This is a genomic window from Actinoallomurus iriomotensis (assembly GCF_030269445.1).
In the GTDB taxonomy this organism is placed as follows: domain Bacteria; phylum Actinomycetota; class Actinomycetes; order Streptosporangiales; family Streptosporangiaceae; genus Actinoallomurus; species Actinoallomurus iriomotensis.
This window is the reverse complement of record NZ_BSTJ01000001.1, coordinates 950,781-974,356: the sequence shown is the minus strand read 5'-3', so window position 1 is coordinate 974,356 and position 23,576 is coordinate 950,781. Positions and strand designations below refer to the sequence as shown.

At 71.8% G+C, this 23,576-nt stretch carries 21 protein-coding genes; 17 read left to right on the top strand and 4 right to left on the bottom strand.

Translation table 11 applies throughout. The features are described from left to right. Positions 1-10: 10 nt before the first annotated feature. Both recG and QSK37_RS04605 read left to right on the top strand, forming a co-directional pair. Complete coding sequence (recG, locus tag QSK37_RS04610) at positions 11-2,218, top strand: ATP-dependent DNA helicase RecG (protein ID WP_285617785.1); 2,208 nt, start codon at positions 11-13, stop codon at positions 2,216-2,218. A 172-nt stretch (positions 2,219-2,390) separates the two neighbouring features. Next, positions 2,391-2,987, top strand: coding sequence for a HEAT repeat domain-containing protein (locus QSK37_RS04605; protein ID WP_285617783.1), 597 nt, complete (start codon positions 2,391-2,393; stop codon positions 2,985-2,987). A gap of 19 nt (positions 2,988-3,006) precedes the next feature. Here QSK37_RS04605 and QSK37_RS04600 read toward each other — a convergent pair whose 3' ends face one another. Then, the gene (locus QSK37_RS04600; RefSeq protein ID WP_285617780.1) at positions 3,007-3,642 is read right to left on the bottom strand and encodes an O-methyltransferase; all 636 of its coding nucleotides are present in this window, start codon (positions 3,640-3,642) and stop codon (positions 3,007-3,009) included. A gap of 56 nt (positions 3,643-3,698) precedes the next feature. On the opposite strand from QSK37_RS04600, the gene QSK37_RS04595 reads away from it, so the two are divergent. Both QSK37_RS04595 and QSK37_RS04590 read left to right on the top strand, forming a co-directional pair. Then, positions 3,699-4,313 (top strand): TetR/AcrR family transcriptional regulator, encoded by a 615-nt coding sequence (locus QSK37_RS04595; protein ID WP_285617779.1) that lies wholly within the window; start codon positions 3,699-3,701, stop codon positions 4,311-4,313. A 52-nt stretch (positions 4,314-4,365) separates the two neighbouring features. Then, the gene (locus QSK37_RS04590) at positions 4,366-4,944 is read left to right on the top strand and encodes a hypothetical protein (protein ID WP_285617777.1); all 579 of its coding nucleotides are present in this window, start codon (positions 4,366-4,368) and stop codon (positions 4,942-4,944) included. On the opposite strand, the gene QSK37_RS04585 is transcribed toward QSK37_RS04590, so the two are convergent. Further along, complete coding sequence (locus QSK37_RS04585) at positions 4,891-6,411, bottom strand: DHA2 family efflux MFS transporter permease subunit (protein ID WP_285617776.1); 1,521 nt, start codon at positions 6,409-6,411, stop codon at positions 4,891-4,893. The two genes, QSK37_RS04590 and QSK37_RS04585, sit on opposite strands and share 54 nt — an antisense overlap. Positions 6,412-6,538: 127 nt before the next feature. Here QSK37_RS04585 and QSK37_RS04580 point away from each other — a divergent pair, with 127 nt between their 5' ends. Beyond that, positions 6,539-7,270 (top strand): TetR/AcrR family transcriptional regulator, encoded by a 732-nt coding sequence (locus QSK37_RS04580; protein WP_285617775.1) that lies wholly within the window; start codon positions 6,539-6,541, stop codon positions 7,268-7,270. Positions 7,271-7,342: 72 nt separating this feature from the next. Here QSK37_RS04580 and QSK37_RS04575 read toward each other — a convergent pair whose 3' ends face one another. Then, a complete protein-coding gene (locus QSK37_RS04575; protein ID WP_285617774.1) occupies positions 7,343-8,002 on the bottom strand; it encodes a hypothetical protein in 660 nt (219 codons plus the stop codon). Between the two features lie 222 nt (positions 8,003-8,224). Here QSK37_RS04575 and rsmD point away from each other — a divergent pair, with 222 nt between their 5' ends. From rsmD to ftsY, 12 genes are all read left to right on the top strand, one after another. Further along, the gene (gene rsmD, locus QSK37_RS04570) at positions 8,225-8,791 is read left to right on the top strand and encodes a 16S rRNA (guanine(966)-N(2))-methyltransferase RsmD (RefSeq protein ID WP_285617772.1); all 567 of its coding nucleotides are present in this window, start codon (positions 8,225-8,227) and stop codon (positions 8,789-8,791) included. Positions 8,792-8,818: 27 nt separating this feature from the next. Further along, positions 8,819-9,298, top strand: coding sequence for a pantetheine-phosphate adenylyltransferase (gene coaD / locus QSK37_RS04565; protein ID WP_285569128.1), 480 nt, complete (start codon positions 8,819-8,821; stop codon positions 9,296-9,298). Between the two features lie 88 nt (positions 9,299-9,386). Then, the gene (locus QSK37_RS04560) at positions 9,387-9,971 is read left to right on the top strand and encodes a YceD family protein (RefSeq protein WP_285617771.1); all 585 of its coding nucleotides are present in this window, start codon (positions 9,387-9,389) and stop codon (positions 9,969-9,971) included. Between the two features lies 1 nt (position 9,972). Further along, positions 9,973-10,149: a 50S ribosomal protein L32 gene (rpmF, locus tag QSK37_RS04555; RefSeq protein WP_285569124.1), complete on the top strand. Its 177-nt coding sequence runs from the start codon at positions 9,973-9,975 to the stop codon at positions 10,147-10,149. Positions 10,150-10,366: 217 nt separating this feature from the next. Continuing rightward, positions 10,367-11,083, top strand: a complete 717-nt coding sequence (gene rnc / locus QSK37_RS04550; protein WP_285617769.1) for a ribonuclease III — start codon at positions 10,367-10,369, stop codon at positions 11,081-11,083. 10 nt (positions 11,084-11,093) lie between these two features. Continuing rightward, a complete protein-coding gene (gene mutM / locus QSK37_RS04545; RefSeq protein ID WP_285617767.1) occupies positions 11,094-11,948 on the top strand; it encodes a bifunctional DNA-formamidopyrimidine glycosylase/DNA-(apurinic or apyrimidinic site) lyase in 855 nt (284 codons plus the stop codon). Positions 11,949-12,237: 289 nt separating this feature from the next. Continuing rightward, positions 12,238-12,516: an acylphosphatase gene (locus tag QSK37_RS04540; protein WP_285569116.1), complete on the top strand. Its 279-nt coding sequence runs from the start codon at positions 12,238-12,240 to the stop codon at positions 12,514-12,516. Between the two features lie 167 nt (positions 12,517-12,683). After that, positions 12,684-12,881, top strand: coding sequence for a hypothetical protein (locus tag QSK37_RS04535; protein ID WP_285569113.1), 198 nt, complete (start codon positions 12,684-12,686; stop codon positions 12,879-12,881). Positions 12,882-13,403: 522 nt separating this feature from the next. Then, entirely contained in the window at positions 13,404-17,060 is a 3,657-nt protein-coding gene (gene smc / locus QSK37_RS04530) for a chromosome segregation protein SMC (protein WP_285617765.1), read from the top strand. Positions 17,061-17,581: 521 nt separating this feature from the next. Continuing rightward, positions 17,582-18,334 (top strand): pyridoxamine 5'-phosphate oxidase family protein, encoded by a 753-nt coding sequence (locus tag QSK37_RS04525; RefSeq protein ID WP_285617763.1) that lies wholly within the window; start codon positions 17,582-17,584, stop codon positions 18,332-18,334. A gap of 2 nt (positions 18,335-18,336) precedes the next feature. Then, positions 18,337-19,476, top strand: coding sequence for a globin domain-containing protein (locus QSK37_RS04520; protein WP_285617762.1), 1,140 nt, complete (start codon positions 18,337-18,339; stop codon positions 19,474-19,476). Positions 19,477-19,656: 180 nt separating this feature from the next. Continuing rightward, positions 19,657-20,811 carry a signal recognition particle-docking protein FtsY gene (ftsY, locus tag QSK37_RS04515; RefSeq protein WP_285617760.1) on the top strand — a complete coding sequence of 385 codons (1,155 nt, stop codon included), beginning with the start codon at positions 19,657-19,659 and terminating at the stop codon, positions 20,809-20,811. 320 nt (positions 20,812-21,131) lie between these two features. Here the strand turns inward: ftsY and QSK37_RS04510 are convergent, their stop codons facing one another. Further along, positions 21,132-23,513: an ATP-binding protein gene (locus QSK37_RS04510; protein WP_285617758.1), complete on the bottom strand. Its 2,382-nt coding sequence runs from the start codon at positions 23,511-23,513 to the stop codon at positions 21,132-21,134. Positions 23,514-23,576 lie beyond the last annotated feature (63 nt).

The window sequence follows — 23,576 nt, the reverse complement described above, 5'->3', positions numbered from 1 at the left end:
GAAGGGTTCCGTGACGATTTTCGAGCAGCCACTGGTCAAGGCGGTGGGGGCCAAGGCGGCCAAGAGGCTCGCCGCCCTCGACCTGGAGACCGCCGGTGATCTGCTGCGCCACTATCCGCGGCGCTATGCCCAGCGCGGTGAGCTGACCGACCTCGACAGCCTCGCCGAGGGCGAGTACGTCACGGTCCTGGCCGAGGTCGAGAAGATCCAGGGACGCAAGATCAGCAAGCGGCCCGGATACCTGCTCGAGGTCACCGTCACCGACGGCCGCGGCCTGCTCACCCTCACGTTCTTCGGCAAGGGCGCCTACATACCCGAGCGCGAGCTGCCGCCGGGCACCCACGGGCTGTTCGCCGGAAAGGTGTCGTTCTTCGGCTCTGGCCGCCACCTCAAGCGGCAGCTCGTCCACCCGGAGTACAAACCGCTCGCCGGCGGTGACCTCACCGGCGCGGCCCGCGAGTTCGCCGAGGAGCTGATCCCCGTCTACCCGGCGGCCAAGGGAGTGACCTCCTGGCAGATCGCCGACTGCGTGCGCATCCTCCTCGACGCCGCCGACCTCGGCGACGACGCCCTGCCCGAGCACGTGCGCAGACGCCACCGGCTCATCGGGCTGTCCGAGGCATACCAGGGCATCCACCGGCCGCGGGACATGGCCGAGGCGGGGCGGGCGCGCAAGCGGCTCAAGTGGGACGAGGCGTTCGTGCTGCAGACCGCGCTGGCCCGGCGGAGGCGCGCGGCGGCCGAGCTGGCCGCGACGCCCCGGCCGCCGGCCGCCGGGGGGCTGCTCGCCGCGTTCGACGCGCGCCTGCCGTTCGATCTGACCGAGGGCCAGCGCGCCGTCGGCGACGAGATCGCGGCCGACCTGGCCCGCACCCACCCGATGCACCGGCTGCTCCAGGGCGACGTCGGCGCGGGCAAGACGGTCGTGGGCCTGCGCGCGATGCTGCAGGTGGTGGACGCCGGCGGGCAGGCGGCGCTGCTCGCGCCGACCGAGGTGCTGGCCCAGCAGCACCACCGCTCGATCGTCGCGATGCTCGGGCCGCTCGCCCAGGCGGGGCAGCTCGGCGGCGCCGAGCACGCCGAGCACGCCACGCGCGTCGCCCTGCTGACCGGCTCCCAGGGCGCCAAGGCGCGCCGTGCGGGCCTGCTCGACGCGGCCTCGGGCTCGGCCGGCATCGTCGTCGGCACGCACGCGTTGCTCCAAGAGCACGTGCAGTTCGCCGACCTGGGTCTCGTCGTGATCGACGAGCAGCACCGCTTCGGCGTCGAGCAGCGCGACGCGCTGCGCGAGAAGGCCACCGGCGGCCGCCCGCACGTCCTCGTCATGACCGCGACGCCGATCCCGCGCACGGTCGCGATGACCGTCTACGGCGACCTGGACACCTCGGCGCTGACCCAGCTGCCCGCCGGCCGTTCGCCGATCGCCACGCACGTTGTGCCGTCCGGCAACCGCGCCTACTGGGACCGCGCCTGGGAGCGCATCCGCGAGGAGGCGGCCAAGGGGCGCCAGGCGTACGTCGTGTGCCCGCGCATCGGCGACGAGGAGCCCTCCTCCTCACCGGACGACGTCCCCGAAGACGGCCCGGAGGACGACGGCGCGCGGCGGCCGCCCCTGGCGGTGCTCGACGTCGCGCCCAAGCTGACCGAGGGCCCGCTGCACGGCCTGCGGCTCGACGTGCTCCACGGCCGGATGCACCCGGACGAGAAGGACGCGGTGATGCGCCGGTTCGCGGCGGGCGAGCTGGACGTCCTGGTCGCCACCACGGTGATCGAGGTCGGCGTCGACGTGCCCAACGCCACGGTCATGGTCGTCATGGACGCCGACCGGTTCGGGGTCTCCCAGCTTCACCAGCTGCGCGGCCGGGTCGGGCGCGGCCGGCACGCGGGCCTGTGCCTGCTGGTCACCGACGCGGTGGAGGAGTCCAAGGCCCGCGAGCGCCTCGACGCGGTCGCCTCGACGCTCGACGGGTTCGAGCTGTCCCGCATCGACCTGGAGCAGCGGCGCGAGGGCGACGTGCTCGGCGAGAGCCAGTCCGGCCGGCGGTCGAGCCTGCGGCTGCTCACGCTGCTGCGCGACGAGGAGATCATCAAGGAGGCCCGCGCCGAGGCGACCACGCTCGTGGAGGCCGATCCGGAGCTGCGCGACCATCCCGCGCTGGCGGCCGAGCTGGCCACGCTCGTCGACGAGGAGCGCGCGGAGTACCTCGAGAAGGCCTGAGTTCCCTACCAATTCGATTGACATTAGAGGTTTCCTGGTTCACGATCGAGGATGTGTACCGGAGAGATCCGCTGATCGCACGCCTCCACGTCGACCTCCGACGGCAGGCCAGCTCGCTGTGTCGCCGCTGATCGCCCCGCGCCCGATCGCCACATCCGCTCCGGAGGATCATGTGACCGTCGTCGACCTGCCCGTGGGTCATGCACTCGGCGAGGAGGCCGGCAACCGGCTGGCCCACGCCCTCACCGACACGGACGCCGGCGTACGCCGCGCCGCCGCCGACGCCCTCATCGACGAGACCGAGGTGCTGATCGGCGAAGAGGGCGTCCGCGCCCTCGTCGCCGCCGAGTCCGACGGCCCCGACCCGTACGTCCGCGCCGTCGCCGCCGAACTCGTCCGCGCCATGCGCGCGGCCGCCTGGGAGATCTACGCCCGGGCCCTGAGCCGTGAGGACGCCGCACGGGCGCAGACCGTCCGCGGCCTCGCAGCGCTCCGCGCCGCCGCCGAACTGGGCGAGGTGGCGCTGACCGACCCCGACTGGCGCGTGCGCCGGCGGGCCGTGACCGCGCTCGGCGGCCTGGACAGCCGTGAGGCGATCGGCCCGCTGACGAGCGTGCTGGAAGATGAGATCGTGTCCGTCCGCCGGAGCGCGGTGCGGGCGCTGGGCACCTGGGCGGCGGACCGCCACTACGCCCGTACGGCGCTGACCGCCGCCCTGAAGGACCCGGACGCGGGCGTGCGCGCCGAGGCGCGCTGGGCCCTGGCCTGACGGTCCGCCGCCGGGGCGGTCAGGCCGCCCGGCAGCTGACCTCCATGCCGTCCTCCACCGGGAAGGCCACGCTGACGTAGCCGTTCGCCGGATCCCGCACGTACGCGAGGTAGCCGGCCATGCTCGCCTGGTCGATGTCGTCCGCCACGACCAGTGCGCCGGGCGCGAGGCGGGGTTCGAGCAGCCGCAGCACCGGCAGGCACAGGTCCTTCCAGCCGTCGAGCAGGACGACGCCGATCGGCCCGGGCACGTCCGCCAGCGTTTCGAGGGCGTCTCCGGTGAGGACGGTCGTCGCGCCGGAGAGCCCCGCCTCCTCCAGGTTGGCGCGCGCGGCGGCGACCTTGGCCGCGCTCATCTCGGTGCCGAAGACCCGCCCGGCGCCGTTGTCGGCGACGGCGGCGGCGAGGCAGATCGTGGAGATCCCGAACGACGTGCCGAACTCCACGACGGTCTCCGGCCGGCAGGCCCGTACGAGCGCGTAGAGGAGCTCGCCGCCCGGCCGCGAGATCGGCATGTAGAGCTCCTCGCGTGCGTCGGCGAGCTCCTGCGCGGTGCCGGACGTGCGGCCGACCGGGCGCTCGTCGTCGCGGCTCGCCTCGGCGAACAGCCGGTCGAGCGTCTTGTGGACCCGTGGTGTGTGAAGGGTGATCGTCATGGTGGCCAGAGTAGACGCGACGGTGCGTCTTGTCTAGCGTTCGTTAGAGTACGGACATGAGCGAGGGCGGGCCGTCCCGTACGGCACACCATGGCAACCGGCACGGACGCAGCGAGCAGGCGCGCCAGGCCGTGCTGGAGGCGGCCGACGACCTGCTGGTCGAACGCGGGTTCGCGGGCGTCACGATCGAGGGCATCGCGGCACGGGCCGGCGTGGCCAAGCAGACCATCTACCGCTGGTGGTCCTCCAAGGTCGACGTCCTGATCGAGGCGTTCGTCGACGACATGGCCCAGTATCTGACGCCGTCCGACGAGGGCGACCTCGAACACCGGCTGCGCACCCACCTCCGCCGGTCGGCGCGCTTCCTGACCCGGACCGCCCCGGGCGCCGTCTTCCGCGCTCTGGCCGGGCAGGCCCAGCACGACCCGGAGGTGGCCGTCCGGTTCCGCGCCGAGTGTCTGGGCCCGCAGCGGGCCCTCGACCGCCTGCCCCTGGAGCGGGCCGTCGAGCGCGGCGAGCTCCCCCCGGACACCGACCTCGACTTCGCCGTCGACCAGCTCGTCGGCCCGCTGTACTACCGCGTGCTGGTGACCGGGCACCCGGTGCCGGAGGAGTTCACCGACGCTCTCGTCGAACGCTTCCTCGCACTGAGCCGGCTACCGATTCAGTGATCGTCGGCGCGGGGCATGGCAGGGAACGGACGGTTGCCGATACCCTCCCGCAGTGGAGCAGAAGAGCGACTTCCGGCTTCCCGTCGCCGCCGCGCCCGCGTACCTGACCGCCACGGTCGCGGCCGTCTCGGCCGCAGGGGCCCTCGTCGTCCTGGTCATGGTGGGGTACCTCGTGGCCACGATGAACCGGCTCTCCCGCGAACCCTCCACCACGATCGTGTTCGTCTTCTTCCCCGTGCTCGCCTTCGGGCTGCTCGCCTCCGCGGCCGTGATGGCGGTGCTCGCCCGCGGTGAGTTCCGGCTGTTGCGCGACCCGCCCGTCTTCACCGCCGACGGCCTGCGGCTGCGGGTCTTCGCCCGCCGTGGCTACGACGTCTTCGTCCCCTGGGAGCGCGTGGCGCGGCTGCGCATCGCCGACGAAGGGCCCCGGCCCTTCCTGGTCGTGGACGTGCCCGGCGCGGAGGACCTCGTCGGCGACGACCCCGGCAAGGCCGAGCGTCTGCGCCGGACCGCCGAGCGGTTCGAGGGCGCCGCGTTCGTGTACGGGCTGCGCGGCGCCCTCATCCACGCCGAGGACCTAGACGCGGTCGTCGAGCGGCTCAGCGACGGCGCCGTCGCCCTCGACTACTGAGAGACCGTCGCGGGGGCGGCCGGGGATCAGCGCGATCGGGACGAGCGCGACCGCCGCGATGGCCAGGGCCCACCAGAAGCCGTGCGCGAAGGTGTGCGCCAGGCGCGTGAGGGCGTCCGGCGTACGGACCGCGGCGGCCGACGCGACGCTGCCGCCCGTGGCCGGGAACCCGCGCCGGAGGTAGATCTGCAAGGCGACCGCCAGCGCCGCGACGCCGAACGAACTGCCCACGCGGACCACGATGTTGCTCGCCGCCGTGGCGGCCGGGACCGCCGCGCGATCGAGCCGCTGGTACGCCGCGGCCATCAGCGAGGGCATCATCGTGCCCTGTCCCAGCCCGACCACGAAGATCGCGAGAGCCGGCGCGAGCGTGCCGGTGTGCGCGTCGAGCCGGGTGAAGAAGGCCAGCCCGGCCAGGACGAGGACCAGTCCGGCCAGGGCGGGCAGCCGGGACCCGGCGCGGTCGGTCAGGCGTCCGGCGACCGGCATCATGATCATCGCGCCGATGCCCATCGGGGCGAGCAGGAGCCCGGCGCGCAGCGGCGTGTCGCCGCGCACGGCCTGGAAGAACACCGGTGAGGTGAACATCACGCCGAACACCGCGGCGACGTAGACGAACATCGCCGTGACGGACGTCGTGAAGGCGCGGTCGCGGAACAGCCCCAGGTCCACCAGCGCGCGCTCGCGTCGCCGCAGCGCGTGAGCGGCGAACACGGCGATCAGCGCGGCGCCCGCCGCCACCCACCCGTACACGCGAGGGTCGCTCACCCCATGCCCGCCGCCGGCCTGCGCGAGCCCGTACACCAGCGCGGCCAGACCGGGGGAGAGCAGCACGAGCCCGAGCACGTCGAGGCGCGCGTCCCGTACGCGCTCGGTGTCGGGGGGAAGCCAGGCGAACGCCGCGGCGAGGGCGACCGCGCAGACCGGGACGTTGATGAAGAACATCCAGCGCCACGCGAGGTCGTCGACCAGGATCCCGCCGAGCACCGGCCCGACCACCGGGCCGAGCATCGCCGGCACCGCGACGACGCTCATCACCCGGCCCATCCGCCGCGGGCCCGCCTTGGCGGCCAGCATCGTCTGCCCGACCGGCATCAGCATGCCGCCCCCGACGGCCTGGACCACCCGGAACGCGATCAGGCTGCCCACGGACCAGGCGGCCCCGCACAGCACCGAGCCGGTGATGAAGAGCACCAGCGAGGCGATCCACATGGTCCGGCCGCCGAAGCGCCGGACCGCCCAGCCGGTGACGGGGATCGTCACGGCGAGGGCCAGCGTGTACGCGGTGAGCACCCACTGGATCGTGGCCAGCGACGTGTGGAAGTCGCGGCCGAGCGTGTTGACCGCGACGTTGACGATCGTCGAGTCGAGGATCGTCATGATCGCGCCGAGTACGACCACGACCGCCAGCCGCCGCAGTTCCGGATCGAGGCCGGTCTCCGCCGGCCGGCCGGATCGTGCCGTCATCCCGCCTCCATGAGGTCCGTACGGCGTATCGAATCTCCGTACACCGTAGCACCTTGGCCGTACGGCGTATCGGTTGTTCGTACGGCGTATCGAAGAGGTGCTACGGCGTACGGGTACGATCCCGAGCGTGACATCCGGAGCCGGTGAGCAAGGGGAGCGCGACGACGAGCACGTGCCGATCTGGGCACGTCAGCGCGGGCGGCGAGCGAGCACCCTCACCCGTGAGGCGATCGTCGAGGCGGCCATGGAGATCGCCGACGCCGAGGGCGCCGACGCCGTGTCGATCCGCCGGGTCGCGGCCGCGCTCGGCGCGCGCACGATGAGCCTCTACACCTACATCGACAGCAAGAACGACCTGTTCGACCTCATGGCCGACCAGGTGGCCGGCGAGGTGCTGATCACCGACGAGCTGCCCTCCGGCTGGCGGGAGGCGATCACCGTGATCGCCCGACGCGAGCGAGAGGTCGGCCTGCGGCATCCCTGGATCGTCGACATGGCGAAACACCGGGCGCACGCCATGGTCGGGCCCAACCTGCTGCGTCACCTGGACCAGGCGCTCGGGGCCCTGGCCGGCCTCAAGCTCGAACCGCGCGAGGCCCTCAAGGTCATGGAGGCCGTCGACGACTACATGTTCGGCTTCACCGCCCGCGAGGCGCGCGAACGCGAGATCACGCGTCGCGCCGGCCCCGACGAGGCCGACCGCTGGTCGGCCTTCCAGCCGTACCTGCGGGAGCTGATCGACAGCGGCGAGTTCACGAGCATCGCGCCGCTGCTCCGGGGCGACGTCCAGGCCGCCGAGTCCGACTTCGAACAGGGGCTGCGCTGGCTGCTCGACGGCATCGAGCGCGAGTACACCTAAGGCCGCCGAGAACGCCGAAGGGCGCCCCCGTCGCATGCGGGGACGCCCTCAGGGCCTGTCTCAGGGCTTGAGTCAGGCGTCGCGGCCGAACCGGAAGCGGGAGCCGGCGACGCCGGCCGCTCCGGTCAGCACGGCGGTGGCGCCGAGCAGCGCGAGCGCCCCGATCGGGCCGCCGGTGAACGGCAGGGAGCCGCCGACGACCGTCAGGGCGTTCGTCGCGGGAGCGGCGGCGCCGGGCGGGGCCGCCTCCGGCGGCGTGGGGTTGCCGACCGGCGGGGCCGGCGGCGGCGTCGGCGGACCGGGCGGGATCGGGCTTGGCGGAGCCGGCACCGGCCCGCACTGCTGCGGCGGGTGGGCGCACAGGTGGAGGCTCACGTTCGCCCGGACGCCGTCGGTCGACGCCTTGACCGACGTCTTCAGGCCCGCCTTCAGCTCGGGGCCGGAGTGGCCGGGCTTGTCGCCGCCGCCGGACCGCTGCGGGGCGCCCAGCCGTACGCGCACCGGAAGGTCCACCCGGAGGGCGGGCTTCGCGGAGCTCCGCGTGCCGGACGTCGTCTGCTTGACCACCCCGTCGACGGTCTTGGTCACGCCGTCGACGGTCTTGCCCAGCGGGCCGGGCAGATCGAGGGAGAGGTTCGGCCCGCCGGTCTCGGCCTGGGCCATGCCGCTCATGGCGGTGAAGCCCAGGACCGTCACACCGGCGGTCGTGGCCAGTCTCGTGCGTTTTCGCATACAGGGATCTCCAGGTCGGGAGGGCCGTCCGCGGAGGTGACGCCCCCATCACCGCATGTCTCGGGAGGGAGGCCCGAGGAGCGCCTGCCGTACGGTCAGCGATTAGTTTGTCACGACAAGTAGCTTTTTAAAATTGCTTTGACGGCGATCTGTCAATAACTCACAGCGCTCCGTGGTCGGCGGGTGAACCGGGAGGCCGGCCCGCTGGGCCACACTGAGTGCGTGACCCGAGTCATCGCAGGAACCGCCGGCGGCCGGCGGCTCACCGTGCCCACCGGCCGCGACACCAGGCCGACCAGCGACCGCGCTCGGGAAGGACTGTTCGCGACCGTCCACTCGCTGCTCGGCGACCTCGACGGCCTACGGGCGGCCGACCTGTACGCCGGGTCCGGCGCGGTCGGCCTGGAGGCGCTGTCCCGCGGCGCCGCCCACGTCCTCCTCGTCGAGTCGTCGCCGCGCGCCGCCAAGGTGATCAGGGCCAACGTCGAGGCCCTCGGCCTGCCCGGCGCCGAAGTGGTCGCCGACCGCGTCGAGCGGGTGCTGCGGCAGCCTCCGGCGGAGCCGTACGACCTGGTCTTCGCGGACCCGCCGTACGCCGTGGCCGACGACACCGTGACGCTCGTGCTCGAGGCGCTGCGCGACAACGGCTGGCTCGCGCCCGGCGCCCTCGTCGCCGTCGAACGCGCCACCCGGGGCGCGCCTGTCACCTGGCCGTCCGGGTATACCGAGAGCAGGGCCCGTCGTTACGGTGAGGGCACGCTTTGGTACGGTCACGCCGCAGGCCACTGACGACTTCCTGCAGAGGGGACTCACCTCGTGCGCCGTGTTGTCTGTCCGGGTTCCTATGACCCCGTCACCAATGGGCATCTCGACATCATCAGCCGCGCGTCGCGCCTCTACGACGAGGTCGTCGTCGCCGTACTCATCAACATCTCCAAGAAGAGTCTCTTCACCGTCGAAGAGCGCGTCGACATGATCGGCGAGGTCACGAAGGAGTACGGCAACGTCACCGTCGAGAAGTTCCACGGGCTGACCGTCGACTTCTGCCGCGAGCGCGGCATCCCGGTGATCGTCCGTGGCCTGCGCGCGGTCAGCGACTTCGACTACGAGCTGCAGATCGCCCAGATGAACCACCAGATGGCCGGCGTCGAGACGATGTTCATGGCCACCAATCCGCTTTACTCCTTCCTGTCATCCAGCCTCGTCAAGGAGATAGCGCAGTACGGTGGAGACGTGTCCGGACTGGTGCCCGAGTCCGTGCAGCAGCGGCTCGCCCGCCGTTTCGCGGAGTCCTGACCGGCGGCTGAACCACCGCCGAGTTGGGGATGCGGGCCCGCGTTCGGTAACCTAACCAATCGACCTTGCCCGACGGCGGTGATGCGCCATGCCTCACGGAAGCAGGAACGACCTGACACGCATCGATCCCCGCGACCCCTTCGTGATCGACACGCGCACGCTGGGGCGCCGGCCGGGATCGATGCGCAAGGACTCCTACACCGTGCCGGCTCCGGCGGATCTCGGCGTCGAGATGGTCGGTGTTCCCGAGGGCGCCGACGTCGAGCTGGACATCCGGCTCGAGGCGGTGTTGGAGGGCGTACTCATCACGGGTACGGCGCGGGCCGCTCTCTCCGGAGAGTGCGCGCGCTGCCTGGATCCGCTCACCTCGTCGATCGAGGTCGAGTTCCAGGAGCTCTACGTCTACGACGACACTCGCTCCGGCGAGAACGCCGGAGACGACGAACGCCGTCTCGAGGGAGATCTGATCGATCTCGAGCCGGTCGTCCGGGACGCGATGGTGCTCGCACTGCCGCTGTCCCCACTGTGCCGGGACGACTGTCCCGGACTGTGCTCGGACTGCGGGGTCCGGCTGGCCGACGCCGAGCCGGATCACCACCACGACGCCGTCGACCCCCGGTGGGCGGCATTGCAGGGCATGTTGGATCAACGACAAGAAGACCAGGAGGGCTGACGTGGCCGTACCCAAGCGGAAGAAGTCGCGCAGCAACACGCGGCACCGTCGCTCGCAGTGGAAGACTCAGGCGCCCACGCTCGTGCGCTGCCCGCAGTGCCGCGACGAGAAGCTGCCGCACACCGCGTGCCCGACCTGCGGCACCTACAACCGCCGTCAGGTCATCGACGTGGCCTGAGAGCCTGTCCGGGCCTCTTCACGAGGCCTCTGACAGTCTCTGACGACGTTCTCGGGGGCGGCGGCGAGCCGCCCCCGCCCGTCTCGCGACGAAGACTCGCCCGAGGCCGTGGCGGACGCCGGGGGATGACCCGGCGTGCACCTCGCCCTCGCGGAACCTTCCGCGGAGGAAACATCGTGAATCCCGTCAATGGCGCCTCCCAGCCGGGGAGGACAGCATGAAGTCCGATCACTCGGTGACCGACCGCAGCGCACTCGAGGCCGCCCTCGGCGTGGCCCCCGACCCCGCGCTGCTCGAACGCGCTCTCACACACCGCTCGTTCGCGTACGAGAACGGCGGCCTGCCGACCAACGAGCGCCTGGAGTTCCTCGGCGACTCGGTGCTTGGCCTCATCGTCACCGACACCCTGTTCCGCGGCCACCCGGACCTGCCGGAGGGCCAGCTCGCCAAGCTGCGGGCCGCCGTGGTCAACATGCGGGCGCTCGCCGGCGTCGCCCGCCAGCTCGACCTCGGCGCCTACATCCGCCTCGGCCGTGGCGAAGAGGGCACCGGAGGCCGGGACAAGGCGTCGATCCTCGCCGACACGCTCGAGGCCGTGATCGGCGCTGTCTACCTGGACCAGGGCCTGAAGGCCGCCGACGCGCTCGTCCACCGGCTCTTCGACGCCCTGATCACCCGCTCGGCCAGCCTCGGCGCCGGACTCGACTGGAAGACCTCTCTGCAGGAGCTGACCGCCACCGAAGAACTCGGCGTGCCCGAATACCACGTCGAGGAGAGCGGCCCGGACCACCAGAAGAGCTTCCGTGCCGTCGTCTCGGTCGGCGGCGTGGAGTACGGCCGTGGCGAGGGACGTTCGAAGAAGGAGGCCGAGCAGCAGGCGGCCGAGGCGGCGTGGACGGCGATCCGCGAGCAGTCCGCGACCCGCCCCGAATAGGAGGCCGTCGTTGCCCGAGCTGCCCGAGGTCGAGGTCGTACGCCGGGGCGTCGAACGCTGGGTGGCGGGGCGGACCATCGAGTCCGCCACGGTCCTGCACCCGCGCGCGGCCCGGCGCCACGCCGAGGGCCCCTCCGACCTCGCCGCCCGCCTGACCGGCCGCGTGGTCTCCGGCGCGTGCCGGCGCGGCAAGTACCTCTGGCTGCCGGTCGGCGACGACGAGTCGCTCCTGGCCCACCTGGGCATGAGCGGCCAGCTGATCGTCGGCGAGTCGGACCGGCCGTACGAGAAGCACCTGCGCGCGCGGTTCACCTTCACCGACGGCGGGGCGGACCTGCGGTTCATCGACCAGCGCACGTTCGGCCACCTCATGCTGACCGAGACGACCGACGGCGTGCCCCTGCCGATCGCGCACATCGCCCCGGACCCGCTGGAGAAGGCGTTCGACGAGGAGGCGTTCTTCCGCGCGCTGCGGAGACGCCGCACGGGCATCAAACGCGCGTTGCTCGACCAGTCACTGATCAGCGGCGTCGGCAACATCTACGCCGATGAGGCGCTGTGGCGGGCCCGGCTGCACTGGGCCCGGCCGACGGAGACCCTGAACCGCTCGGAGGCCATGCGCGTGCTGGCGGCCGCCCGCGAGGTCATGGAGGCCGCCCTTCTGGCGGGCGGCACGTCCTTCGACAGCCTGTACGTCAACGTCAACGGCGAGAGCGGCTACTTCGAACGATCACTCAACGCGTACGGCCGCGAGGACGAGCCATGCCCACGCTGCGGCGACCCGATCCGCCGCGACGCGTTCATGAACCGCTCCTCCTACACCTGCCCCACCTGTCAGCCCCGCCCCCGCCGAGCCCGCTACTGAGCCTTCGGCCCACAACCGCCGGAACCAGTGTCGTCGATCAAGAAGCGGTTTCCGGGCGGCCCGGTACGGGCGTCCGGGTCCGGTCACGGGGCATCGGCCGGACGGGTTGCCGGGTTTCGCCCGGAGTGCTAATCGACGGCCCGTCCTGGCCGGCGGTCCGGACGAAACCCCGCTTACAGTCGGCGAAATCGCCGGTCAGGCGGCTGTACGGGATCGTTCCAATCCGCTCTCGCGCCCCGTGGGCGTCCGTGCGTGATCGGCTCCGTCGACGTGACTAGGATCCCGGAGGGTGGATGAGCAGACACGGCTGACCGCGTGGGTCCGCGGTCGCGTCCAGGGCGTCGGGTTCCGTTGGTGGGTACGTTCCAGGGCGCTTGAGCTGGGCCTCGCCGGCTCGGCGAGCAATCTGGCCGACGGGCGCGTCGAAGTGATCGCCGAAGGGGCGCGCACGGCCTGTGACGATCTGCTCGCGCTGTTGCGCGGCGGCGGCACTCCGGGAATGGTCACAGGCGTCGCCGAACGGTGGAGCGAACCCCGTGGGGATCTTAACGGGTTCATCGAACGCTGATCGTCCCCGGAAGTCTGCTAAACTCGTATAGACAGGTTGTTACGCGTCTGTGACATCCGTCTTGACCGGCTCTCGCGCCGGTGCGACCCTAGTTGTTACGCGCATCTATTCGGCTCTCATGTGCGCGATCATTCCTGCTGGTCACTCAGCGTGGAGGACCCTTAATCATGGCGAAGGCTCTACTCGGCCACGTCGGCGGTCCGGACCCCCGCATGGTTGCGGAGATGCGGCGCCTTCAGCAACGTGTCCGTGACCTGGAGGCCGAACTCGTACGGCTCCAGACCGAGAACGACGCGCTCGCGGCGGTCGCTGACAACGAAGTCATGGCGCTGAGCGCCAACGACCGCGAACCGGCGCTGACCTAGGGGGTCAGGCCGCTCCGTAAAAGGGACGTCGATCGTGACGTCCCTTTTTGTTGCCCGGAAATTGTCGGCGGCCGCGCTGGCCCCAAGCTTCTTCCTCGTCTCGTACGGGGAGGCAATCAGTTCGGAAATGTATGCCCGATCACGATCTCCCCAGGTCAGGACCCTGTTCGACGGTCGGGTGAATTCGACCTGACGCCGTACGGCAAGGGAAATGTGGCGCCGGGATAAGGCGTCCGGGCAAAGATCGCACCATTTCGGCCCGATCCACGGCACGCGACGAAGATGTCCGGCGCGGCCCCCAAGGGGCCGTACCGCGACAGCCCCCGAGAACCCGGGGCCCGTGGCGGCGCGGCGGTTTCCCGCAGAGCCCCGCGAACCACGAGGGTTCATGGCACATTTGGGGATGTCAGATGCCGGTGAGACGGCTTCCGGCCGGTATGGTGCGCAGAAGCCGGGCCCGGTGAACCCCTCGCAGAACTCCCGGGCCGTGCCGAGTCGGTCGGGGAAAGGATCGGTGGACGTTTGTACTTGAAGAGCCTCACGCTGCGCGGCTTCAAGTCCTTCGCGTCCTCGACCACGCTGCGTCTCGAACCGGGCATCACCGCCGTCGTCGGGCCCAACGGCTCGGGGAAGTCGAACGTCGTCGACGCGCTCGCCTGGGTGATGGGCGAGCAGGGCGCCAAGTCGCTGCGCGGCGGCAAGATGGAGGACGTGATCTTCGCGGGCACCTCGTCGCGCCCGCCGCTCGGCCGTGCCGAGGTCCTCCTCACGATCGACAACACCGACGGTGCCCTGCCGATCGACTACACCGAGGTCACGATCAGCCGGCTGATGTTCCGGTCGGGGCAGAGCGAGTACTCCATCAACGGCGACACCTGCCGCCTGCTCGACGTCCAGGAACTGCTGTCGGACTCCGGCATCGGCCGCGAGATGCACGTGATCATCGGTCAGGGCCAGCTCGACCGTGTGCTGCACTCCGGGCCGGAGGGCCGCCGCTCCATGGTCGAGGAGGCGGCCGGCGTCCTCAAGCACCGCAAGCGCAAGGAGAAGGCCCTCCGCAAGCTCGACGCGATGCAGGCCAACCTCACGCGCGTCCAGGACCTCACCACCGAGTTGCGGCGCCAGCTGAAACCCCTGGGACGCCAGGCCGAGATCGCGCGCCGGGCCGCCGTCATCCAGTCCGACCTGCGCGACGCGCGCGTACGCCTGCTGGCCGACGACCTGGTGACGCTCAGCACGCGGCTCAAGCAGGAGGCCGTCGACGAGGCCGCCGTACGCGAGCGGCACATCGCCGTCGAGGAGGCCCTCGCCGCCTCCCAGCAGCGCGAGGCGGAGCTGGAGGCCGAGGCGGCCGCGCAGGCGCCCGTGCTGACCCGTGCCCAGGAGACCTGGTACTCCCTGTCGTCGCTGCGCGAGCGGCTGCGCGGCGTCGGGGAGGTCGCCGCCGAGCGTCACCGCCACGCCACCGAGGCGCAGGAGGAGGACCGCCGGGGCCGCGACCCGGAGGACATGGAGCGCGAGGCCGCGGAGATCGCCGAGCAGGAAGAGGTCCTCGCCGAGCGGCTGGAGGCGGTCGAGGAGGTGCTCGCCGAGGCCGTACGGGAGCGGTCGGAGGCCGAGTCCGCGCTGGAGATGGAGGAGCGCCGCCTGCAGGCCGCCGCGCGGGCCGCCGCCGACCGCCGGGAGGGCCTGGCCCGGCTGCGCGGGCAGGTCGGCGCGCTCGAAAGCAAGACGCAGGCCACCGAGGCGGAGATCGGCCGGCTGACGGAGGCACGGGCCGCCGCGGAGGAGCGCGCGCGGATCGCCGAAGAGGAGTACTCCTCCCAGAACACCCAGGCGGCCGAGGACCCCGAGCTGGCGGCCGAGCACGAGCGCGCCCAAGAGGTCCTCGAACAGGCCAAGGAGTCCGCCGAACAGGCCCGCGAGGCCGTCGAGGAGCCCCGGCGCGCCGTACGCGAGGCGCACGAGCGCGTCGGCGCGGCACGCGGCGCCGACCAGGCCGCGCAGAAGGAGGCCACCGCGCTGCAGGCGCGGGTCGAGGCGCTCGACCTGACCCTCGGCAGCGCGGCCGACGGGGGAGAGGCGCTGCTCGCCGCCGGTATCGACGGCGTCCTGGGCACACTCGCCTCCCTCCTGTCCGTCGAGCCCGGCGCCGAGGTCGCGATCGCCGCCGCCCTGGGCGCCGCGACCGAGGCCGTCGCGGTCGACTCGCTCGACACCGCCGAGTCCGCGCTGACCCGGCTGCGCGCCGACGACGCCGGCCAGGCCGGCCTCGTGGTCGGCGACGGCCCCGCCGCCGAGCCGGCGGGCGGCCCGCTGCCCGACGGCGCCCGGCGTGCCACCGACCTGATCACCGCCGCCGATTCCGTACGCTCCGCCGTGCACCACCTCCTCGCCGACGTCGTGGTCGTCGAGGACCTGGCCGCCGCCACCGCGCTCGTACGCCGGGCGCCGGAGCTGCGGGCGGTCACGCGTGACGGCGACCTGCTCGGCGCGCACTGGGCGCTGGGCGGGGGAGGCGGCCGGCAGAGCGCGCTGCAGATGCGCGCCGCCCGCGACGAGGCCGCCGAGCGGCTCGCGGCGGCCCGCGAGAAGGCCGAGGGGACCGCCGAGGCGCTCGACGAGGCCGTGGAGGCCGAACAGCGGGCCCAGGCGGTGCTGGAGGCGGCCCAGGCCGCCGTCGGTGAGGCGCAGACGGGCGTCAACCGCGCCCAGGCGGCCCTCGACCGCGTACGCGCCCGGCTCCGCGAGGTGGCCGCCGAGGCCGCGCAGGAGGCCAAGCACATCGCCGGGCTCCAGGCGGCGGCCAAGGCCGCCCGGCAGGAGGCCGAGCGTCTCTCCGCGTCCGTACGGGCCGCGGAGGAGGCACGTGAGCGTGACGCCGAAGAACGCGTCCGGCTGCGCGAGCGGCTGGAGGCCGCCGAGTCCGAGCCGGTCGAGGAGGACGACGAGGCGTCGTTCCGCCGCGACGAGCTCGCCGACCGGTGCCAGGAGCTGCGTTCCGCGGAGATGGAGGCGCGGCTCAACGTCCGTACCGCCGAGGAGCGGGTCACCGCCATCACCGGCCGCGCCGACGCGCTGTTGCGGGCGGCCGCGGAGGAGCGGGCCGAGCGGGCCCGCGCCGCCGACCGCCGCGAGCGCCGCGTCCGTGACGCCCGCGTCGCGCAGGCCGTCGTCGTCGGCGCGCACCGGGCCCTGGGCCGCATCGAGGTGTCGATCGCCGCGGCCGTCGCCGAGCGCGAGGCCGCCGAGCAGGCGCGCGCCGCCCGCGAGGAGGAGCTGAAGGCCGTCCGTACGCGCGTGCGCGAGCTGACCGGCGAGCACGAACGGCTCGTCAACGTCGCCCACGGCAGCGAGGTCGCCCGCGCCGAACGCCGGCTCCGCCTGGAGCAGATGGAGGAGCGGGCGATGGAGGAGTTCGGGCTGGAGGTGGACGTACTGATCGCCGAGTACGGCCCCGACCAGCTCATCCCGCCGGCGCCCGACGCCCCCGAGGACGCCGAGCCCCAGCCGTACGACCGTGCCACGCAGGAGAAGCGCGCCAAGCAGGCCGAACGCCAGCTCACCCAGCTCGGCAAGGTCAACCCGCTGGCACTGGAGGAGTTCGCCGCCCTGGAGGAGCGGCACGCCTTCCTGACCTCCCAGCTGGAGGACCTGAAGAAGACCCGGCGCGACCTGCTCACGGTCGTCAAGGAGGTCGACGAACGGGTCGAGCAGGTCTTCACGTCCGCGTACGAGGACACCGCGCGGGAGTTCGAGGGGATCTTCTCGCGGCTGTTCCCCGGCGGTGACGGGCGTCTGTCGCTGACCGAGCCGGAGGACATGCTGACCACCGGAATCGAGGTGGAGGCACGGCCGCCGGGCAAGAAGGTCAAACGGCTGTCGCTGCTGTCCGGCGGCGAGCGTTCCCTGGTCGCGATCGCGTTCCTCGTCGCGATCTTCAAGGCGCGGCCGTCGCCGTTCTACGTCCTCGACGAGGTCGAGGCGGCACTCGACGACACGAACACCCAGCGCCTGCTGGGCATCTTCGAAGAACTGCGCGAGTCGTCGCAGCTGATCGTCATCACCCACCAGAAACGCACGATGGAGGGCGCGGACGCGCTCTACGGCGTGAGCATGCGAGGCGACGGCGTCACCCAGGTGATCAGCCAGCGCCTGCGCGAACCCGAGCCGGCCTGAACCGGCGCTCGCCGACGAGATCCGGCCGGGCCGCTACTGACCAGGAATTCGAACGCCGGCGGAGGCGCGGAACCGGTCCGGGTGCTTGCGGAGAGTAGCGAAAGGTGGAATCGCGGAGCCGGGGAGCCTGTCCGCGGAGCAGAGCGCCAGGGGCTGGTAAGCAGGCTCTTAGGGGGATCGGCCGTCGGTGCTGCCCCTGTTTTCCGTAGCACGCGTGCGATCTCACGGTTACGGACAGTCGTTCCGTGACGGGGAAACCGGGGGAAGGCGGCTGCTTTCCGTGCCCGGACCACTGAGAACTACCGTCCGTCGTTACCGTGCTCCAAAAGGTGATTTTTTCCTCCAAGCGGCCACAATGCCGACAAAATGTTCCGAAACGTGGCAAATGGGGTATCGTCAGGGCCGTTTGTTGCAGGCGTCACACAAGGAACGTCAGTCACGGCACGCCCCAGCCAAGTACCCCTGACCGGGCCGGGGCGCGTCCCGGCCCGGTCAGGGGAGTTCCGACAAGGAGTGCCGTGATGGCCAACCCGGCACACGTCTTCGGTCCAGATCGGCCTGGATCGCGTGGAGAGCATCTGCTCCAGCGGCTACTCGGCAGCGATGCTCGGGCCGCCGCTTTTTATGACAAGCAAGTACTCGACCATCTCAACCCGCGTATGCGGGATTTCATCGCTCGCCAGGAAATGGCATTCATCGCGACCGCCGATGGCCATGGTGAGTGCGACTGCACTTTCCGTGCCGGCCCACCGGGTTTTATCTGTGTCATCGATGACCGAACACTCGCTTATCCCGAATATCACGGCAATGGCGTCATGGCGAGCATGGGCAACATCGTGGAGAACGGCCACGTCGGGATATTGATGGTCGATTTTTTCGAGGACCTGGTCGGTCTGCACGTCAACGGACGTGCTCAGATTCTCGGCGACGCGGAGGCGGCGGGGTGGGACCTGCCCCACGAGCAGACCGCGCCGCGCCGTGTCGAACGTTGGATCGCCGTGAGGGTCGAGGAGGCTTACATCCATTGCGCGAAGAACATCCCGCTGCTGATGAAGGAGGACCGCAGAGCGAAAATCGCCGACCGGTCCGTCCGTCCGGCTGGCTCCGGCTATTTCACCGGGGAGAAAACGAAGAGCGCTCTGGAGCCGTCCTCGGAGAGGTCGACGGCTGGCACGCAGAGTCCCAGCGCACCGATTCCGGATCGGCCGGCGCTTCCGCGGACACCCGTTCCCCAGGGGAGGCCGATTTCGAGTACGCCGGCGCCGCCCCTGTGACAGTGGATGTCGCTGTCCTCCGAGAAAGCTGGGCACTCGTCTCGGACGTCTCCGACAAGGTGGCGTCGGAGTTCTATGGCCTGCTCTTCTCGAGGTACCCCGCGATCCGCGCGCTGTTCCCGGCGATGATGGATGCGCAGCGGGACCGGCTGCTCAACGCTCTCACCTACGTTGTGCTCCACGTCGACGACATGACGACGGTGACCAGGTACCTCCGCGATCTCGCGAGGGATCACCGCAAGTTCGACGTGCGGCCGGAGCATTATCCCGCCATCGGCCGATGCCTGGTCGCGTCGATGCGAGCCAACGCCCGAGATGCGTGGAAGCCGGAGTACGACGAGGCGTGGCTGGCGGCCTACGATCTGATCGCCGGTGTCATGATTCAGGCCGCCGAAGTGGACGCGGCCACATCACCGCCCTACTGGGGCGCGCGGGTCGTCGCCCACGAGCAGAGAACGCACGACATCGCGGTTCTCACGGTCGAGCCCGACCAGCCCTACCCGTACGACCCAGGTCAGTACGCGACAATTCAGACCAGCCGCTGGCCGCGGGTCTGGAGGCCGTACTCGATCGCCAACGCCCCCCGGCGGGACAACCTGCTGACGTTCCACGTGCGCGTCGTGCCGGGTGGTTGGGTGAGCACCACGCTGGTCCACCGGACGTCCGTGGGAGACCAACTGCTCCTCGGCCCGCCGCGCGGGGTGATGACGCTGCCCGCGCCACGGCCGAACAGGCTGCTGTGCGTGGCGGGCGGCACCGGACTCGCCCCTCTCAAGGCGATCATCGAGGAGACGCTGCGGACTTCGCGAAACCCTGACATCACCCTGGTGCACGGTGTGCGGCTGCAACAGGAACTCTACGACGGCGCCGACCTGGTACGCCTGGCATCGGGGCCGGGGAGACTCCGTCTCATCACCGCGGTGTCGGCTGATCCTTCCCACCTGCCGTCTCAGACTGCCGCCGATGTGGTCGGGCCCCTCGACGTGCTGGACTTCCCCGCCACATTCGTCTGTGGGCCCGGGGAAATGGTCATGGCCGCACTGAACCGGCTCGCCATGTTGGGGTTGCCGTCCCACCATATTCGCAGCGAACCGGACGTCGGGGAGTTCGTTCACCGGCTACGTGTTCGTGCCCCGCTCTGACCCCGAATCAGCGAGCGGTGGGTTGAGGGTGTCACCAACCGCCGATGATTCTGGTCTGCTGGTTCGGAACATCATCGCCGCCCGGCCGTCGAGCGGGAGCATTGCGGGCACGACGCGCTGCCCGCCCCGCCGCCCCGATTGCGGTGACCGACTCCAGCCTCTGCGACACTGGGACACGCTATGGAATACCTGATCCTCGCCATCGCGATCGTCGTGGTCGCCGTCGTCGCGGGCGGCCTGTTCCTGCTGCGTGGGCGCGGCCGTACGGCTCCGCCACCGCAGGCTCCGCCGGCCCCGCCGGAGAGCGGCGTCTCACCGGGCGGCACCGCCGTCCTGGAAGAGGACACCGCGACCGTCGAGGCGCCACCGGTGGAGGTCCCGGCACCGCCGGCGCCGGAGATCGAGCTTCCGCCGCCGTCCGCGGGCCGTCTCGTACGCCTGCGCGCGCGGCTGTCCCGGTCGCAGAACGCCCTGGGACGCAGCCTGCTGGTGCTGCTGTCCCGCGACGCGCTCGACGACGAGGCGTGGGAGGAGATCGAGGACACCCTCGTGACCGCGGACGTCGGCGTGGCGCCCTCCCGGCAGATCGTCGAGGACCTGCGCACCAAGGTCAAGGTGCTGGGCTCCCGCGACCCCGCCGAGGTGCGCGCGCTGCTCAAGGAAGAGCTGCTGGGCCAGATCGGCAAGGACTGGGAACGCTCCCTGCGCACCGAGCCGCACGGCGCCCAGCCGGCCGTCGTCCTCGTCGTGGGCGTCAACGGCACCGGCAAGACGACCACGTGCGGCAAGCTCGCGCGGGTCATCGTGGGCGACGGCCGTACGGTGCTGCTCGGCGCCGCCGACACGTTCCGCGCCGCCGCGGCCGACCAGCTCCAGACCTGGGGGTCACGGGTCGGCGCGGAGGTCGTACGCCGGGACGAGGGCACCGACCCGGCGAGCGTCGCCTTCGAGGCGGTCAAGCAGGGCATCGCGGCCGGCGTCGACACGGTGATCGTCGACACGGCCGGCCGCCTGCACACCAAGACCGGACTGATGGACGAGCTCGGCAAGGTCAAGCGGGTGATCGAGAAGCAGGCGCAGGTCGACGAGGTGATCCTGGTCCTCGACGCGACCACGGGCCAGAACGGTCTCCAGCAGGCCCGCGTCTTCGCCGAGGTCGTCGACGTGACCGGCATCGCGCTGACCAAGCTCGACGGCACGGCGAAGGGCGGCATCGTCATCGCGGTCCAGCGTGAGCTGGGCGTGCCGGTCAAGCTCGTCGGCCTGGGTGAGGGCCCCGACGACCTGGCCCCGTTCGAGCCGGAGGCCTTCGTCGAGGCGATCCTCGGCGACTGAGCGACGCCCCGCCCCGGCGGGGCACGGCGGGTACCCCGATCGTCGCCGCTCTACCCACCGGCTCGGTGGAATAGGTACCTATACGGGTATTTCTCCCCGTTCGCCCGGCCTGCTCGGGTGGCATGGTCGTCAATGAAGGCCGTACGCCCGCCGGCCGGGCGCCGGTCTCTCGCCGGGACACCCTTCGTCCCGTCCAACTCCCCTGGGAAACGGTGGTGCCATCCCCCGGCGCCACACGCCGGTGTCGTGCCCCCCCGCGACGCCGCCCCGGCGATGCGGGCCCTGGACCCGCATCGCAGGTACACCGGGGCCGGCACCCGTCATCGCAGGTGCCGGTCCCGGTGCTCCACCTCGGTGCCGTTCCGGCCGTCGTGCTCACTGATCCACACCGCGATCTGCGAGCGCGACCCGAAGCCGAGCCGGTGCATGATCTGCTCCACGTGGCCCTCGGCGGTGCGCTGGGAGATCACCAGCTCGGCGGCGATGTCGCGGTTGGTCAGCCCGCGGCCGATGAGCCGGGCCACCTCGGTCTGACGCCGGGTCAGGGGCGTCGAGCACGCGCCGGCCGGCGGTCCCGCCGCCTCCGCGACGTCGTCCCCGGCGCTCTCCTCCAGCGCGTAGGCGAGGGCCTGGTCCACATCGAGCCGGGCGCTCCCGCGTACCTTCGCCTCGAAGTCCGTCTCGCCGAGCGCGCGCCGGATCTCCGCCACGCACTCCTCCTGGTAGGGACGCAGATGCCGGTATCCGGCCACCTGGGCGCCGATCGCCTGCCGTGACCGCGGCTCCCGCGAGAACCTCTCGAAGATCCCCAGCAGCCGCGCCGCCCGCTCGTACCGGCCGTCCGCCGCCGTGATCCACGCGAGGACCGCCATGTTGAGGCCGATGCCACGGGAGTTGCCGAGCTCACGGTGGAAGGTGAGGCTCTCCTTCACCAGCGTGCCGGCCCGGCCCGTGTCGCCCCGGCGCCAGAACGCCACGCCGAGCATGGTCAGCAGGTGGGCGCGGTACAGGCTCTTGGCGTGGGCCTCGCACAGCGCGATGCCCTCCTGCGCGGTGCGGACGGCGGCGTCCAGGTCGCCGGTGAGGGTGAGCGCCCCGGCGAGCCACAGAGACGCGCGGATGCGGCCCATGATGTCGCCGGTCGCCCGGTGCCGCGCGTCGGCCGCGCGGCAGAGTGTGATCGCGGTCTCCGCGTCGCCCCGGTCCAGCGCCAGCAGCCCCTGCTGGAGGGCGACGTCGGCGAGGATCACGCCGTGCCCCAGGCGCTCGCCGATCTCCCGCGCCTCGTCGAACAACCGGGTCGCCTCGTCGGGCCGGCCGTCGACGACCGCCAGCCAGCCGTCCACCGCCAGGGCCCGTCCCCTCGCCTCGTCCGCCGCGTGGTGCAGGGCCAGCCCCTGCGCGAGCCGCTGCCGGCCCTCCCCGAGGTAGCCGCTGAGCCAGTGGTTGCGCAGGTCGGCGGCCATGCGCAGGCCGTACGCGGCGTCGCCGGCCGTGCCGAAGCAGTAGTCCATGGCCGAGCGCAGGTTGGCGGTCTCCAGCTTCACCCGGCTGAGCAGTTTCAGCTGGCACGACTCCGACGCGAGCGTGTCGGCGCACATCCGGGCGAAGTGGTCGCGGTGCCGCCGCTGCACGGTGTCGGTGCCGCCCCACTCGGCGAGCCGCTCCCGGCCGTACTCTCGCAGCGACTCCATCAGCCGGTAGCGGACCCCGAACGGCGTCTCCTCGGTGATCAGCACGGACTTGTCCACGAGCACGGCCACGAGGTCCAACACCTCCTCGCGGGCGATCCCGTCGCCGGCGCAGACCTCCTCGGCCGCCTCCAGGTCGAAACCGCCGACGAACACCGAGGCCCGCGCCCACAGCAGGCGTTCCTCCGGCGTGCAGAGCGTGTGGCTCCAGTCGATCAGAGCCCACAGCGTCCGATGCCGTTCGACCGCCGTACAGGAACGGCGTTCGAGCAGACGGAACCGGTCGTCGAGGCGGCCGAGCAGCTGCTGGACCGACAGGGCCCGCAACCGTACGGCCGCCAGCTCGATCGCGAGCGGGACGCCGTCGAGGCGGCGGCAGAGCCGCTCGACGGCCTGGCGGTTGTCCTCGGTCAGCGCGAAGCCGGGGCGTACGGCCCGCGCCCGGTCGACGAACAGCCGGACCGCGTCGTATCGCGTCGATGCCTCGACCGATCCCGGATCCGCGCCGGGCAGCGGCAGCGCCTGCACGTCCAGGGTCTGCTCGCCCGGGATCCCCAGAAGCTGCCGGCTGGTGGCGAGGACGCGCACGGAGGACGAGGCGCGCAGCAGGGCGTCGGCCAGTACGGCGCACTCCGGCAGGAGGTGCTCGCAGTTGTCCAGCACGATCAGCGCGGTCATGTCCCGCAGGTGCTCGGTCAGCGCCTCCACCGGGGGACGCCCGGAGTGGTCCTCGACGCCGAGCGCCGCTGAGACGGCCTGCGCGAGGAGCTCGGGGTTCTCCAGTTCGGCCAGCTCGACCGGCCACACGCCGTCGGGGAACGCGCGGCACAGCTCCGCGGCGACCCGGTACGCCAGCCGGGTCTTGCCCACCCCGCCCACACCCGTGAGCGTCACCAGCCGGGAGCCGGGCAGCAGACGCTTGACGTCGGCCACCTCACGCCGACGTCCGACGAAGCTCGTCACCTCCGCGGGCAGCCCGCGCGTGCGCCACCGGGCGGAGGGGTGCGACACCGCAGACACCGTTGCCGGTCCCCGTCCTGGTAGGGATGACCTGGGAACTTGTCCTCACACTGT

What these genes read in the sequence shown, in the direction of transcription:
- QSK37_RS04600 (WP_285617780.1), bottom strand. Translation starts at nt 3,642, where the DNA reads ATGACGATCACCCTTCACACACCACGGGTCCACAAGACGCTCGACCGG.
- QSK37_RS04595 (WP_285617779.1), top strand. Translation starts at nt 3,699, where the DNA reads ATGAGCGAGGGCGGGCCGTCCCGTACGGCACACCATGGCAACCGGCAC.
- QSK37_RS04585 (WP_285617776.1), bottom strand. Translation starts at nt 6,411, where the DNA reads ATGACGGCACGATCCGGCCGGCCGGCGGAGACCGGCCTCGATCCGGAA.
- QSK37_RS04575 (WP_285617774.1), bottom strand. Translation starts at nt 8,002, where the DNA reads ATGCGAAAACGCACGAGACTGGCCACGACCGCCGGTGTGACGGTCCTG.
- QSK37_RS04560 (WP_285617771.1), top strand. Translation starts at nt 9,387, where the DNA reads ATGCCTCACGGAAGCAGGAACGACCTGACACGCATCGATCCCCGCGAC.
- rnc (WP_285617769.1), top strand. Translation starts at nt 10,367, where the DNA reads ATGAAGTCCGATCACTCGGTGACCGACCGCAGCGCACTCGAGGCCGCC.
- QSK37_RS04535 (WP_285569113.1), top strand. Translation starts at nt 12,684, where the DNA reads ATGGCGAAGGCTCTACTCGGCCACGTCGGCGGTCCGGACCCCCGCATG.
- QSK37_RS04525 (WP_285617763.1), top strand. Translation starts at nt 17,582, where the DNA reads ATGGCCAACCCGGCACACGTCTTCGGTCCAGATCGGCCTGGATCGCGT.
- ftsY (WP_285617760.1), top strand. Translation starts at nt 19,657, where the DNA reads ATGGAATACCTGATCCTCGCCATCGCGATCGTCGTGGTCGCCGTCGTC.